14 protein-coding genes are annotated in these 13,267 nt (G+C 62.5%); 13 read left to right on the top strand and 1 reads right to left on the bottom strand.

Annotation, left to right across the window (positions count from 1 at the left end; genetic code table 11):
* The first annotated feature begins 28 nt into the window (after positions 1–28).
* Complete coding sequence (locus PSH94_RS06925) at positions 29–493, top strand: CopD family protein (RefSeq protein WP_253510991.1); 465 nt, start codon at positions 29–31, stop codon at positions 491–493.
* 49 nt (positions 494–542) lie between these two features.
* Here PSH94_RS06925 and PSH94_RS06920 read toward each other — a convergent pair whose 3' ends face one another.
* Positions 543–1,301, bottom strand: coding sequence for a collagen-like protein (locus PSH94_RS06920; protein ID WP_181079356.1), 759 nt, complete (start codon positions 1,299–1,301; stop codon positions 543–545).
* Between the two features lie 359 nt (positions 1,302–1,660).
* Between PSH94_RS06920 and PSH94_RS06915 the strand changes: the two genes are divergently transcribed.
* The 12 genes from PSH94_RS06915 to PSH94_RS06860 all read left to right on the top strand — a co-directional run bounded on the left by PSH94_RS06915 (position 1,661) and on the right by PSH94_RS06860 (position 13,216).
* The gene (locus tag PSH94_RS06915) at positions 1,661–2,158 is read left to right on the top strand and encodes a DUF6231 family protein (RefSeq protein ID WP_253510985.1); all 498 of its coding nucleotides are present in this window, start codon (positions 1,661–1,663) and stop codon (positions 2,156–2,158) included.
* Between the two features lie 5 nt (positions 2,159–2,163).
* Positions 2,164–2,634, top strand: a complete 471-nt coding sequence (locus tag PSH94_RS06910; protein WP_253510982.1) for a YchJ family protein — start codon at positions 2,164–2,166, stop codon at positions 2,632–2,634.
* A gap of 17 nt (positions 2,635–2,651) precedes the next feature.
* Positions 2,652–3,134, top strand: coding sequence for an LEA type 2 family protein (locus PSH94_RS06905; RefSeq protein ID WP_181079348.1), 483 nt, complete (start codon positions 2,652–2,654; stop codon positions 3,132–3,134).
* On the top strand, positions 3,131–3,337 hold the full coding sequence (locus PSH94_RS06900) for an SEC-C metal-binding domain-containing protein (RefSeq protein ID WP_181079345.1): 207 nt from the start codon (positions 3,131–3,133) through the stop codon (positions 3,335–3,337). The genes PSH94_RS06905 and PSH94_RS06900 overlap by 4 nt, the downstream gene beginning before the upstream one ends.
* 163 nt (positions 3,338–3,500) lie before the next feature.
* Positions 3,501–5,942, top strand: a complete 2,442-nt coding sequence (locus PSH94_RS06895) for a penicillin acylase family protein (protein ID WP_305436946.1) — start codon at positions 3,501–3,503, stop codon at positions 5,940–5,942.
* Between the two features lie 258 nt (positions 5,943–6,200).
* Positions 6,201–7,205 carry a ligase-associated DNA damage response exonuclease gene (locus PSH94_RS06890; RefSeq protein ID WP_181079339.1) on the top strand — a complete coding sequence of 335 codons (1,005 nt, stop codon included), beginning with the start codon at positions 6,201–6,203 and terminating at the stop codon, positions 7,203–7,205.
* Positions 7,202–8,836, top strand: coding sequence for an ATP-dependent DNA ligase (locus PSH94_RS06885; RefSeq protein WP_181079337.1), 1,635 nt, complete (start codon positions 7,202–7,204; stop codon positions 8,834–8,836). Before PSH94_RS06890 ends, PSH94_RS06885 begins: the two co-directional genes overlap by 4 nt.
* A 201-nt stretch (positions 8,837–9,037) precedes the next feature.
* Entirely contained in the window at positions 9,038–9,817 is a 780-nt protein-coding gene (locus PSH94_RS06880; protein WP_181079334.1) for a transporter substrate-binding domain-containing protein, read from the top strand.
* Between the two features lie 57 nt (positions 9,818–9,874).
* Positions 9,875–10,603 carry an ABC transporter permease gene (locus tag PSH94_RS06875; RefSeq protein ID WP_181079331.1) on the top strand — a complete coding sequence of 243 codons (729 nt, stop codon included), beginning with the start codon at positions 9,875–9,877 and terminating at the stop codon, positions 10,601–10,603.
* Positions 10,600–11,310, top strand: coding sequence for an ABC transporter permease (locus PSH94_RS06870; RefSeq protein ID WP_181079329.1), 711 nt, complete (start codon positions 10,600–10,602; stop codon positions 11,308–11,310). The genes PSH94_RS06875 and PSH94_RS06870 overlap by 4 nt, the downstream gene beginning before the upstream one ends.
* Before the next feature lie 9 nt (positions 11,311–11,319).
* On the top strand, positions 11,320–12,438 hold the full coding sequence (locus PSH94_RS06865) for a succinylglutamate desuccinylase/aspartoacylase family protein (protein ID WP_305436945.1): 1,119 nt from the start codon (positions 11,320–11,322) through the stop codon (positions 12,436–12,438).
* 13 nt (positions 12,439–12,451) lie between these two features.
* Positions 12,452–13,216 carry an ABC transporter ATP-binding protein gene (locus PSH94_RS06860; RefSeq protein ID WP_305436944.1) on the top strand — a complete coding sequence of 255 codons (765 nt, stop codon included), beginning with the start codon at positions 12,452–12,454 and terminating at the stop codon, positions 13,214–13,216.
* The last annotated feature ends 51 nt before the right edge of the window (positions 13,217–13,267 follow it).

The following is a 13,267-nucleotide window of genomic DNA, read 5'->3' as shown; positions in this document are numbered from 1 at the left end:
TTAATCCCGCGCAGAACGGAGTACCGCAATGACCGTCTTCAGCCTCGCTTACACCCTGCATGTATTGGCCGCCCTGGTATGGGTCGGCGGTATGTTTTTCGCCTGGATGATCCTGCGCCCCGCCGCTGTGGCGGCCCTTGAAGGCCCTGCCCGGCTCAGGTTGTGGGCGAATGTGTTTCAACGTTTTTTTGTGTGGATCTGGGTGGCGGTGCTGATTTTGCCGATCAGCGGTGTCGGCCTGCTGCACCTGCGCTTCAACGGCTTTGAAACCGCGCCGCGTTATGTGCAGGTGATGATGGGCTTGTATCTGGTGATGACCGCATTGTTTATCCGCATCCAGGCGTTGAAATTCCCGGCGCTGCGCGCGGCGGTGGTGGCCGAGGACTGGCCGGCGGGCGCGGCGGCCCTGGGACAGATTCGCAGGTTGGTGGGGAGCAACCTGATCATCGGGCTGGTGGTGGTGGCTATTGCTTCGGCGCGACCGATGTTCTGAGGGTCAGGCAAGCTGCAAGCCTTGACTTGCAGCTTGACGCTGCGGCGTTTCAGAGCCGCTGAATAGTCACGGCACCCGCCGGCCCGGCAGGCCCTGGCTGCCCTTCCAAACCTGGGCGGCCTTTTTCGCCGCCCTCGGTGCGGTACACCAGGCAGCCCTTGGATTGCCCACCTTTACCCGGCTTGCCCGCCGTTCCGGCAAGGCCGCCCGGACCGCCATCCACCCACACCTTGATCCGTTCGGCCGGGAAGTCTTTCGGCAACTCGACCCGCACCTGCGCGCCCGCCGCGCCTGGCAAGCCATCGCCGCCATTATCCCCGTTGGCGCCTCGCCCGGCCGCGCCCCAGGTGCAGCCCGGGTCTTCGCCGTTGGCGCCATCCAGACCGGCGTAGCCCTGGGCACCGGCGCCGCCACGGGCGTCCACCGAGAGTTCTTCGGCCGTCAGGGCATTGATGCGCAAAGTCAGGTCGCGCCCGGCCTTGGCCGGTTTTTCATGGGTGCCGGGAGCCCCACGCGAGGTGATCTGGCTGCCAGGGTCCAGCTGCGCCTGGCGCACCTGCAATTGCAGCGCGGTACTGCCGGGAACAATGGCGATGCGCGCGTCGCGGCCCAGATGCAACTCTTCCACGGTGACCTGGCTGATGGTGGCCGGCACCAGCAAGGTGCCGTAGTCCGCCACGTCCAGGCGTTCCAGTTGCAACACGCTGGTGCTGCTGGGCAGGCGCATCAACGAGTTGGTTTCCACACTGACGCTCTGGGCCAGGGCAATGGGGCTGACCAACAGGGCCAACAGAAAAACCTTACGCATCATGGGGCTCCTGAGTATTTTCGAATTTTTCTTTGGACGCACAGTAACGACTTCTACGGACGGTTTGCCAGTGAAGGATCAAAAAACTTGAGAAGGGAACGATGCAGGAGGCCTGGCGGCAACACCCCAGCGGATTCCACTGGGGCAACGGCGGTCAGCGGTTGTTGTGGATTTGCGTAGTACAGTTTCAGCGCGCGACTTCTCGCGCCGGGGCCGCAGCATAAAGCGCGCTCTTTTCAACTGTACCAGCCCCGGATTCATTGGGATTGACCGCTTCACAGGACTTTTTCGCCACCACCCGCTCTAGGCCCGCACGCTCAGCCGCGCTAGTCTCTATGGTCCTGATGTGAGGATCTGTGATGACCGCCGGTAACTCTGCCCGTACACCCCAGCAAGCCCTGGCCGCCCTCCTTGACCAGCACGCGCCCAAACGCTTGCTGGTGTTGAGCGTCGGTCGGTTCCCGGCGCTGGAGGCCTTTGAACAAGCGCACCCGGACAGCCAAGTGTGCTGTGCCGGGCCCGGCCCGTTGCCGGCAGACCTGGCGGCCCAGCGTTTTGACCTGGCGCTGGTGGTCGACTGCCTGGAACACTTGTCAAAACCCCAGGGCCTGACGCTGCTCGGCGGCATCCGCAACCTCAATGCCAGCCGCATTGCCGTGCTGGTCGACCTGGGCGCCTGCGACTGGAAGGACACCGACTTCTACTCCCTGGCGCTGCAGGCCGGCGAGCGTTTCCAGCGCGACGAGCAGGTCCTGACCTTGTTCACCTACGATCTGCTTGACTATAAACAGGTGCCCGACTGGCTCAACGCCCGGTTCTGGGCCAACCCGGAAAACTTCGGAAAGTACTGGTGGTGATCCCGATGAGTACATCCATTTGCCCCTGCGGCAGTGGCAACCTGCTGGATGCCTGCTGCGGCCATTATCACGCCGGCCACCCGGCGCCCTGTGCCACCGCGTTGATGCGCTCGCGCTACAGCGCGTACGTATTGGGCCTGGTGGATTATCTGGTGGCCACCACCCTGCCCGCGCAACAGGCCGGCCTGGACCGCGACGCCATCGCCGCGTGGAGCGCCCAAAGCACTTGGCTGGGCCTTGAGGTGGAAAGTTCGGAGGTGTTCGGCGGCCAGCCGGAACACGCGTTCGTGACCTTCACCGCACGCTGGCATGACAGCACCGGCGAACATAGCCACCGCGAACAGTCCTCTTTCGTACAGAATGACGGGCGCTGGTACTTCATTGACCCTACAGTGCAAGTCAAGGCCAGTCGCAACGATGCCTGCGTATGCGGCAGCGGGCAGAAATTCAAGAAGTGTTGTTCCAGCTACCTCTAACCCCCAGGAATCGCGCCATGCTTCGGATATACAGCTTGATGCTGGCGTTAACCCTCGGCCTGAGCGGCTGCGCGTCGTGGTTCGAAGACGACACGCCACCGCCTCACGTGTCGCTGGTGAAGGTCGAGGTGGTGCGCGCCAAATTGCTGGAGCAGAAATTCAAGCTGTACTTTCGTGTAGACAACCGCGACGACGCCGACCTGACCGTGCGCGGCTTGGTCTACAAGGTAAGCCTGGGCGATTTCGTGCTGACCGAAGGCGAGTCCAATGAATGGCTGACTGTGGCGCCGCACGGCCACGCCGTTTTCAAGGTCACGGTGCGCACCAACCTGTGGCCGCAGATACGTGATGTGGTGCAGATGCTGAAAAAACCCGACAAGCCCGTGCCTTACCGTCTGGAAGGCGAGCTGAAAACCGGATTATTCATCGGTTATGACGTGCAGGTCGCGCACAATGGGCAGATAATCCCCGGCGATTTTATTCCGGAGCGACATCGATGACTCAACAACCCCATGTCCATGGTCCTGACTGCAACCACGATCACGATCACGTTCACCATGATCATGACCACGGCCATGTCCACGGCCCGAACTGCGGTCATGCTCACCAGGAGCCGGTGCGCAATGCGCTGAAGGACGTTGGTCGCAACGATCCTTGCCCATGCGGCAGCGAGAAAAAATTCAAGAAGTGCCACGGCGCCTGATCGCGACCGCTGACATTCACTTGACCCTCGTGGGAGGATTCCAACCGCCTCCCACACTGTTTTGCCCAAGGCTTACGCAATTACACAACTCCTGCTTGCGTCGTTTCACCGCGTTCACTAACGTAGCGCCTTTACTGACGCTACCCCCCGCAGGAGCTTTGCCATGGCCTCGCCAGCCCTTTCACATTTTCTTCCCCGGTTCGGCGTTGCCGCGGCAGTGGCCAGTGCATTGAGCCTGGCCGGTTGCCAACTCCAAAGCACCCAGGACACCCTGCCGCCGGTGGCCGGCGTACAGCCGCTCAAGGGCCTGGCCCAGAATGTGTCGGTGCGCCGCAATGCCCAGGGCATGCCGCTGATCGAAAGCAACACCTTCCACGATGCGCTGTTCAGCCTTGGGTACGTGCACGCCAGCGACCGGATCCAGCAGATGGTCACCCTGCGCCTGCTGGCCCAGGGCCGTCTGGCGGAAATGTCGGGCCCTGAGGTGTTGGACGTGGACCGCTTTATGCGAGCGGTCAACCTGAAAAAAAGTGCCGGCGAGCTGTATAACGCCTCGTCGCCGCGCCTCAAGCGGTTCTTCGAAGTGTACGCCCGCGGTGTCAATGCCTATCTGTTCCGCTACCGCGACAAGCTGCCGCCGGATCTGGCCCAGACCGGCTACACGCCCGAGTACTGGAAACCGGAAGATTCCGCACTGCTGTTCTGCCTGCTCAATTTCAGCGAGTCGGCCAACCTGCAGGAGGAATTGGCGTCCCTGGTGCTGGCGCAGAAAGTTGGCGTCGACAAGCTCGCCTGGCTTACACCAAGCGCGCCGGATGAGCCGATCCCACTGGCCGAAGCCGACAAACTCAAAGGCATCAATCTGGGCCAGATCACCGGCCTGGCGGGACTCGACGCGGTCAGTCAGCAGTTGAGCAGCCTCAACGCGCTGGCGGTCACCACGTCAAGCAACTGGGCCATCGGTCCGCAGCGCAGCCGCGCCGGCAAGAGCCTGCTGGCCAGCGATCTCGCAGCCCAGCCACAGGCACCGTCGCCGTGGAGCTACGTGCAGATCCGCGCCCCGAAATACCAGGCCGTGGGTGCCTCGATTGCCGGGCTGCCCACACTGCTGTCCGGGTTCAACGGCAAAGTGGCGTGGAGCATGAGCGCGGTCAAGGGCGACACCCAGGACCTGTTCCTGGAAAAGGTCAAACGCCAGGGCTCCGCCCTGTATTACGAAAACAACGGCAAATGGCTGCCGGCCGGCGTGCGTAACGAAACCTTCTTTATCAAGGGCCAACGCTCAATCCGCGAAGTCGTCTACGAAACCCGCCACGGTGCTCTGCTCAATAGCAGCCAGGCCTTGACCAGCGGTTTGGGCCTGGCCCTGCAAAGCGCCGACTTCAAAGATGATAAGAGCCTGGACGCGTTCTTCGACCTGTCCCGCGCGCAAAATGCCGGTAAAGCCTCGGACGCCACCCGGGAAATCCGCGCGATCGCCCTGAACATGATCTTCGCCGACGCCAGCAATATCGGCTGGCAGGTCACCGGTCGCTTTCCCAACCGCCGTGAAGGTGAAGGCCTGTTGCCGTCGCCGGGCTGGGAGGGTCGCTTTGACTGGGACGGTTACGCCGATGCGATGCTGCACCCCTATGATCAGGACCCGCCCCAGGGCTGGATCGGCACCGCCAACCAGCGCACCGCGCCACGCGGCTATGGCATGCAGCTATCCAACTCCTGGGATGCGCCGGAGCGCAGCGAACGCCTGGCGCAACTGGCCAATGCCGGCAAACACGACAGCCGCAGCGTGATCGCCATGCAATACGACCAGACCACGGCCTTCGCCGCCAAGCTCAAGAGCATGTTCCAGGCGCCGGGCATGGCCCAGCCATTGAAGCAGGCGATGGATGGGTTGCCGGCCGCCGAGCAGGCCAAGGCACGGGAAGCGCTGAAGCGCTTGATGGCATTCGATGGTCGCCTGGTATCGACGTCCTCGGACGCAGCGCTCTACGAACTGTTCCTGCAGGAGAGCACCCGACAGATCTTCCTCGACGAACTCGGCCCGGAAAACAGCGCCAGCTGGAAAGCCTTCGTGAGCAACGCCGGCCTCTCCTACGCCGCCCAGGCCGACCACCTGCTGGGCCGTGAAGACAGCCCGTTCTGGGACGACGTGCGCACCGCACAGAAGGAAGACAAGCCGACGATCCTCGCACGCAGCCTGGCGGCCGCCATTACCGCTGGCGACAGCCAACTGGGTACGGACCACAAGGCGTGGCAGTGGGGCAAGTTGCACAGCACCACCTGGAAAAACGCGCAAGGCCAAGTGATCCGTGGGCCGCTGGCCAGTGGCGGCGACCACAACACCTTGAACTCGGCGCCTTACAGTTGGGGCCAGGATTTCAACACTACCCAGGTGCCGGCATTGCGCATGATCGTCGACTTCGGCCAGGCGGAACCGATGATGGGCCAGGGCGGTATCGGCCAATCCGGTAACCCGGCCAGTCCGAACTATGCCAATGGCATCGACCCGTCGCTCAAGGCGCAATACCTGAGCTTCCCGATGCAGCCGCAGAACTTCGACAAGGTGTACGGCAAGACCCGCCTGACCCTGACCCCAGGCAAGTAAACGCTGGAAAATGCAGGAGGGGCTTGTTGTGGTAAACCGGCTCACCACAGAGTCAGGTGTCTGCCTTTAGATTGATGCAGATGCCTATGCCCCTCCCACCTTTTCAGCCAGTGTCGAACGTCTATTGAAGTACGATCAGCCGGTTTCGCCGTTGATCATCGGTAGCCTGCTGGAACAACCAGGATCCACATGCATTCAGATAGAACTTCTGCGCTCGCCCCTGCCTCATAAGTAACAAGCCCCTCTTGCGGTCATCCCATGGACCTTGTCATCGCCCGCCCCGAAGGCCTCTATTGCCCCGCCGGGGATTTCTACATTGACCCCTGGCGCCCGGTGGAACGCTCCGTAATCACCCACGCCCATGGCGACCATGCCCGCACCGGCAACACCCACTACCTTGCAGCCGCGCCCGGCGAAGGCATCCTGCGCTCGCGACTGGGGCATGACATCAACCTGCAGACCTTGCCCTACGGCGAACGTCTGGTGCACCACGGGGTAACCTTGAGTTTCCATCCGGCGGGGCATGTACTCGGTTCGGCCCAGGTGCGCCTCGAATATCAGGGCGAAGTCTGGGTAGCGTCCGGCGACTATAAAGTCGAGCCCGATGGCACCTGCGCGCCCTTCGAGCCGGTGCGGTGCCACACGTTTATTACCGAATCCACCTTCGGCCTGCCGATCTACCGCTGGCAGCCGCAGGCGCAGATCTTTGCGGGAATCAACGAGTGGTGGCGTGGGAATATCGCCAATGGCAAAGCCAGCGTGTTGTTCTGTTATTCCTTCGGCAAAGCCCAGCGCATCCTGCATGGCATCGACGCCAGCATCGGCCCGATCCTCTGCCACGGCGCGGTCGAGCCGTTGAACCGGGTGTATCGCGATGCCGGCATCTATATCCCCGAAACCCTGTACGCCGGCGATTTCAAGAAAAACGACCCGCTGCTGCGCCAGGCGCTGATCATCGCGCCGCCCTCCACCGGCGGCGGCACATGGATACGCCGCTTCGGCGATTACAGCGATGCCTTCGCCAGCGGTTGGATGCGCCTGCGCGGCACCCGACGGCGGCGCGGAGTGGATCGCGGTTTTGTCCTGTCGGACCACGCCGACTGGCCGGGCCTGTTGTGGGCCATCGAGCAAACCGGCGCCGAGCGGGTGATGGTGACCCACGGCTCCGTCGGCGTCCTGGTTCGCCATCTGCGCGAAAAAGGCTTGGATGCACAGGGCTTCACCACCGAATACGGGGACGACGAAGAAGAGGTCTCGGCATGAAGGCCTTCGCCGAGCTGTACGCCAACCTCGACGCCACCACCTCCAGCAACGCCAAGCTTGCCGCTTTGCAGACCTACTTCCGCCAGGCCCCGCCGGCCGACGCCGCGTGGGCGGTGTATTTCCTCTCCGGTGGGCGGCCACGGCAACTGGTGCCGACCCGCCTGCTGCGTGACATGGCCACCGAGGCGTCGGGCATCGAGCCGTGGCTGTTCGAAGAAAGCTACCAATCGGTGGGCGACCTGGCCGAGACAGTTTCCCTGCTGCTGCCGGAATCGCCCTACACCTCGGAGGACGGCCTGGCCGTGTGGCTGGAGGAAAAACTGTTGCCCTTGCGTGGCCTGCCGCCGGCGGAGCTGGCCGAACGCTTGCCGGCGCTGTGGGCGCAACTGGATCAACCGAGCCTGATGGTGTGTATCAAGCTGATCACCGGCAGCTTCCGTGTGGGGGTGTCCAAACTGCTGGTCACCCGCGCCCTCGCGGCGATGGCCGGGTTGGACAGCAAGCGAGTGGCACAAAGGCTGGTGGGCTACACCGATCTGTCCAATCGCCCTACGCCGCAAGGGTATCTGAAGCTGATCGCCGCCGAATCGTCGGACGAACACGCTCAGCGTGGCGGGCAGCCGTATCCGTTTTTTCTGGCCCATGGCCTGGCGCAACCGGTGGAGCAATTCGACACCCTGCTTGGTTCACCCAGCAACTGGCAGGTGGAGTGGAAGTGGGACGGCATTCGCGCGCAAGTGGTCAAGCGCGAGGGCCGCCTGTGGGTCTGGTCCCGAGGCGAGGAGCTGGTGACGGAGCGTTTTCCTGAACTGCACAGCCTGGTGAGCGGCCTGCCCGACGGCACGGTGATCGATGGCGAGATCGTGGTGTGGAAGGACGCAGTGCAACCTTTTGCCCTGCTGCAACAGCGGATCGGTCGCAAGACCCTGAGCAAAAAAGTCCTGGAAGACGCGCCAGTGGCAGTGCTCGCCTATGACCTGCTGGAACACCAGGGTCACGATTGGCGCAACCATCCCCAGGCCGAGCGCCGGGCACAGTTGGAACAGGTGATCGCCCAGTGCAACCAACCCGTGCTGCTGCCTTCGCCGCTGCTGACGGGCGCGACCTGGCAGGATCTGGCGCAGCAGCGCGAGGATTCGCGAAGGCTGGGGGTGGAAGGCATGATGCTCAAGGCACGCGACGGCCTTTACGGCGTGGGCCGCACCAAGGACATGGGCGTGTGGTGGAAATGGAAGGTCGACCCGTTCAGCGTCGACGCGGTGCTGATCTACGCCCAGCGCGGCCACGGGCGGCGCGCCAGCCTTTACAGCGACTACACCTTTGCGGTGTGGGATGGCCCGCCGGGCAGCGAACGCACGCTGGTGCCGTTCGCCAAGGCCTACTCCGGGCTGACCGACGAGGAAATGCGCAAGGTCGATGCCATCGTGCGCAAGACCACCGTGGAAAAATTCGGCCCGGTCAGCAGCGTGACGCCGAGCATGGTGTTCGAGTTGGGGTTTGAGGGCATCGCTCTGTCCAAGCGCCATAAAAGCGGGATTGCGGTACGGTTCCCGCGAATGTTGCGCTGGCGCCAGGATAAAAGTGTGGAAGACGCCGACAACCTCGCGACCTTGCAGGACCTGTTGGCCTGAGACAAATCCCCCAAATGGTGCATTGAAAAATCGGTGCCCATTTTTGGGCATCTCCTACACTCTCGACGCTACCTTCCTACCTTTTAAAACGCTCATTCGGAACTATGGTGCAGAAATTGCTACTTGGGATCCGTCTGACACCGTTCAGTAACAGTCCTAATCGCGCCACAAGCGCTTATCTTGGTTTCAAGGGATTACATAATGAAAAAAGCATTGCTGACCCTTTCTGCACTGGCTCTGTGCATGGCCGCCGGTACCGCGCTGGCCAAGGAATACAAGGAATTGCGTTTTGGTGTCGACCCGTCCTACGCCCCGTTCGAATCCAAGGCGGCCGACGGCAGCCTGGTGGGCTTCGATATCGACTTGGGCAATGCCATCTGCGCCGAGCTGAAGGTCAAGTGCAAGTGGGTCGAAAGCGATTTCGACGGCATGATTCCGGGTCTCAAGGCCAACAAATTCGACGGCGTGATTTCGTCCATGACCGTCACCGATGCCCGCATGAAGGCCATCGACTTCTCTAACGAGCTGTTCTCCGGCCCGACCTCGCTGGTGTTCAAGAAAGGCGCGGGCTACTCCACGCCGGAGTCGCTCAAGGGCAAAACCGTTGGCTACGAGCAAGGCACCATTCAGGAAGCCTACGCCAAGGCCGTACTGGATAAAGCCGGTGTAACCACCAAGGCCTACGCGAACCAGGACCAGGTTTACGCTGACTTGACCTCCGGCCGCCTCGACGCTTCGGTACAAGACATGCTGCAAGCCGAACTGGGCTTTTTGAAGTCGCCGGCCGGCGCCGGCTATGAAGTCAGCGCGGCCATCGACGACCCTTTGCTGCCGTCCAAAACCGCCGTCGGTATCAAAAAAGGTAACACTGAGTTGAAGGCCCTTTTGGATAAAGGTATCAAAGCGTTACACGATGATGGCACCTACGCCACCATTCAGAAGAAACACTTTGGCGATCTGAACCTGTACAGCGGCAAATAATGCCTGGGCGCCCCTGTTTATTCAGGGGCGCTTTTTTATCGCCATAGGTCCCGATTTATGTTCGAAGAACTGTTGCAAACCCTCGGGCTGAGCGCACTCAGCTTGAAGGGTTTCGGCCCGCTGTTGCTGCAAGGCACCTGGATGACCATCAAATTGTCGGTGCTGTCCCTGGCCGTCAGCGTATTGCTGGGGTTGCTCGGCGCCAGCGCCAAACTGTCCAGCCTGCCCTTTCTGCGTATCCCCGCGCAGCTCTACACCACGCTGATCCGCGGCGTACCCGACCTGGTGCTGATGCTGTTGATTTTCTACAGCCTGCAAACCTGGCTCACTGGTCTGACCGACTTGATGGAATGGGAGTACATCGAGATCGACCCATTCAGCGCCGGGGTAATCACCCTGGGCTTTATCTACGGTGCCTACTTCACCGAGACGTTTCGCGGCGCGATTCTCGCCGTACCCCGTGGCCAACTGGAAGCCGCCACCGCCTACGGGCTCAAGCGCGGCCAGCGGTTTCGCTACGTGACTTTCCCGCAGATGATGCGCTTTGCCCTGCCGGGCATCGGCAATAACTGGATGGTGATGCTCAAGGCCACCGCGCTGGTGTCGATCATCGGCCTGGCGGACTTGGTCAAGGCGGCACAGGATGCCGGCAAAAGCACTTATCAGCTGTTCTACTTCCTGGTACTGGCCGCGTTGATCTACCTATTGATCACCAGTGCCTCCAACTTTGTCCTGCGCCGTCTTGAACGCCGCTACTCCGCTGGCGCCCGGGAGGCCGTGCGATGATCGAACTCCTGCAGGAATACTGGCGCCCGTTTCTGTATAGCGACGGCCAGCACGTCACCGGCCTGGCCATGACCCTGTGGCTGCTCAGCGCCGCACTGGTCATCGGGTTTCTGGTATCGATCCCGCTGTCCATTGCCCGCGTCTCGCGCAACCCGCTGGTGCGCTGGCCGGTGCAGTTCTACACCTACCTGTTTCGCGGCACGCCGCTCTATATACAGCTGCTGATCTGCTACACCGGCATCTACAGCATTGCCGCCGTGCGCGCGCAGCCGGTGCTGGACGCGTTTTTCCGCGATGCGATGAACTGCACCATCCTGGCCTTTGCCCTCAACACCTGCGCCTACACCACGGAGATCTTCGCCGGCGCGATCCGCAGCATGGCCCACGGCGAGGTCGAAGCCGCCAAGGCCTACGGGCTCAGCGGCTGGAAGCTATATGCCTACGTGATCATGCCCTCGGCGCTGCGCCGGTCGCTGCCGTACTACAGCAACGAAGTGATCCTGATGCTGCACTCGACCACAGTGGCGTTTACCGCGACGATTCCGGACATCCTCAAGGTGGCTCGGGACGCCAACTCGGCCACCTTTATGACCTTTCAGTCATTCGGTATTGCCGCGCTGATCTACCTGACCGTGACCTTCGCCCTGGTCGGCCTGTTTCGCCTGGCGGAGCGGCGCTGGCTGGCGTTTCTCGGCCCCAGCCACTAAGGAGCGCTCATGCGTCATCGGATTCATCAACTGATCGCGCCGGTGCCCGGCACCGCGCGGCAGATCCACAGTTTTCACTTTGGCCCGGAACACAGCCACGGCAAGGTCTACCTCCAGGCGTCGCTGCACGCCGACGAATTGCCGGGCATGCTGGTGGCCTGGCATTTAAAGGCGCGCCTGGCCGAACTGGCCGCCGCCGGGCGCCTGCGCAGCGAAATCGTGTTGGTGCCGGTGGCCAACCCGACGGGCCTGGAACAGGTGTTGATGGACACCCCGCTGGGCCGCTATGAACTGGAGAGCGGGCAGAACTTCAATCGGCTGTTCGTCGACCTCAGCGACGAGGTAGGCAATCAGGTCCAAGCGTTGCTCGGCGACGATCCGCAGCACAACGTGCGAGTGATCCGTGCCGCCCTGGTCAGCGCCCTGGCCGGGCAAAGCGCAACGACCCAGTTGCAGTCCCAGCGCCTGGTGCTGCAACGCCTGGCCTGCGACGCCGATCTGGTGCTGGACCTGCACTGCGATTTCGAAGCGGTGGCGCATCTGTACACCACACCTGAAGCCTGGCCCCAGGTCGAAGCGTTGGCGCGCTACCTTGGCTCGGAGGCCAACCTGCTGGCCACGGACTCGGGCGGCCAGTCCTTCGACGAATGCTTCAGCCTGGTGTGGTGGCAGTTGCAGCAGCGCTTCGGCGCGCGGTTTCCGATCCCCTTGGGCAGTTTGTCGGTGACCGTCGAACTGCGCGGCCAGGGCGACGTCAACCATGGCCTGGCGAGCCTCGACAGCCAGGCGATCATCGATTATCTGATCCGCTTCGGCGCCATCGCCGGCGACGCACCGCCCCTGCCCGAACTGCCCTACCCGGCCACCCCGCTGGCCGGCGTGGAGCCGGTGGCCACGCCGGTGGGCGGCTTGCTGGTGTTTGCCGCCCTGCCCGGCGAGTACCTGGAAGCCGGGCAATTGCTCGCTGAAATCATCGACCCCATTACCGACCGCGTAACGCCCGTGCGCTGCCGCACGGCCGGCCTGCTTTACGCCCGTTCGCTGCGCCGCATGGCCACTGCCGGGATGGTCATCGGCCATGTCGCAGGCACCGAAGCCTACCGCAGCGGCTATCTACTTTCGCCTTGAGGATGCACGCCCCATGTACAAATTGACCGTTGAAGGCCTGCATAAAAGCTATGGCGACAATGAGGTGCTCAAAGGTGTTTCGCTCAAGGCCAGGACCGGTGACGTGATCAGCCTGATCGGCGCGAGCGGCTCGGGCAAGAGCACCTTTTTGCGTTGCATCAATTTTCTGGAAACGCCCAACGATGGCGCCATGACCCTCGACGGCCAGCCGATCCGCATGGTCAGCGACCGCCACGGCATGCGCGTGGCCGACGACGCCGAACTGCAACGCTTGCGCACGCGGCTGGCGATGGTGTTCCAGCACTTCAACCTGTGGAGCCACATGAGCGTGCTGGAGAACATCACCATGGCTCCGCGCCGGGTGTTGGGCTGCAGTAAGAAGGACGCCGAAGACCGCGCCCGCCGTTACCTGGACAAGGTCGGCCTGCCGGCTCGCGTGGCCGATCAGTACCCGGCGTTTCTCTCCGGCGGGCAGCAACAGCGCGTCGCCATCGCCCGCGCATTGGCGATGGAGCCGGAGGTGATGCTGTTCGACGAGCCCACCTCGGCCCTCGATCCGGAACTGGTGGGCGAAGTGCTGAAGGTGATCCAGGGCCTGGCGGAGGAAGGCCGCACCATGATCATGGTCACCCACGAAATGAGCTTTGCGCGCAAAGTGTCCAGCCAGGTGCTGTTTCTGCACAAAGGCCTGGTGGAGGAGCAAGGCGCGCCGGAAGACGTGCTGGGCAAGCCCAAGAGCGAGCGCCTGCAACAGTTCCTGAGCGGTAATTTGAAGTAAACCTTTGTGATGCCTGGGGGGTCTGTGGAATAAGCCCTCCAGAGCGTCAGC

This window comes from Pseudomonas sp. FP2254 (genome assembly GCF_030687695.1).
Lineage (GTDB): Bacteria > Pseudomonadota > Gammaproteobacteria > Pseudomonadales > Pseudomonadaceae > Aquipseudomonas > Aquipseudomonas quebecensis.
The sequence above is the reverse complement of the archived record's forward strand: the minus strand, read 5'-3'. Positions and strand labels throughout refer to the sequence as shown.

Excerpts from the sequence above, each read along its gene's own strand:
- PSH94_RS06925 (WP_253510991.1), top strand. The coding sequence starts at position 29 with ATGACCGTCTTCAGCCTCGCTTACACCCTGCATGTATTGGCCGCCCTG.
- PSH94_RS06920 (WP_181079356.1), bottom strand. The coding sequence starts at position 1,301 with ATGCGTAAGGTTTTTCTGTTGGCCCTGTTGGTCAGCCCCATTGCCCTG.
- PSH94_RS06915 (WP_253510985.1), top strand. The coding sequence starts at position 1,661 with ATGACCGCCGGTAACTCTGCCCGTACACCCCAGCAAGCCCTGGCCGCC.
- PSH94_RS06910 (WP_253510982.1), top strand. The coding sequence starts at position 2,164 with ATGAGTACATCCATTTGCCCCTGCGGCAGTGGCAACCTGCTGGATGCC.
- PSH94_RS06905 (WP_181079348.1), top strand. The coding sequence starts at position 2,652 with ATGCTTCGGATATACAGCTTGATGCTGGCGTTAACCCTCGGCCTGAGC.
- PSH94_RS06900 (WP_181079345.1), top strand. The coding sequence starts at position 3,131 with ATGACTCAACAACCCCATGTCCATGGTCCTGACTGCAACCACGATCAC.
- PSH94_RS06895 (WP_305436946.1), top strand. The coding sequence starts at position 3,501 with ATGGCCTCGCCAGCCCTTTCACATTTTCTTCCCCGGTTCGGCGTTGCC.
- PSH94_RS06890 (WP_181079339.1), top strand. The coding sequence starts at position 6,201 with ATGGACCTTGTCATCGCCCGCCCCGAAGGCCTCTATTGCCCCGCCGGG.
- PSH94_RS06885 (WP_181079337.1), top strand. The coding sequence starts at position 7,202 with ATGAAGGCCTTCGCCGAGCTGTACGCCAACCTCGACGCCACCACCTCC.
- PSH94_RS06880 (WP_181079334.1), top strand. The coding sequence starts at position 9,038 with ATGAAAAAAGCATTGCTGACCCTTTCTGCACTGGCTCTGTGCATGGCC.
- PSH94_RS06875 (WP_181079331.1), top strand. The coding sequence starts at position 9,875 with ATGTTCGAAGAACTGTTGCAAACCCTCGGGCTGAGCGCACTCAGCTTG.
- PSH94_RS06870 (WP_181079329.1), top strand. The coding sequence starts at position 10,600 with ATGATCGAACTCCTGCAGGAATACTGGCGCCCGTTTCTGTATAGCGAC.
- PSH94_RS06865 (WP_305436945.1), top strand. The coding sequence starts at position 11,320 with ATGCGTCATCGGATTCATCAACTGATCGCGCCGGTGCCCGGCACCGCG.
- PSH94_RS06860 (WP_305436944.1), top strand. The coding sequence starts at position 12,452 with ATGTACAAATTGACCGTTGAAGGCCTGCATAAAAGCTATGGCGACAAT.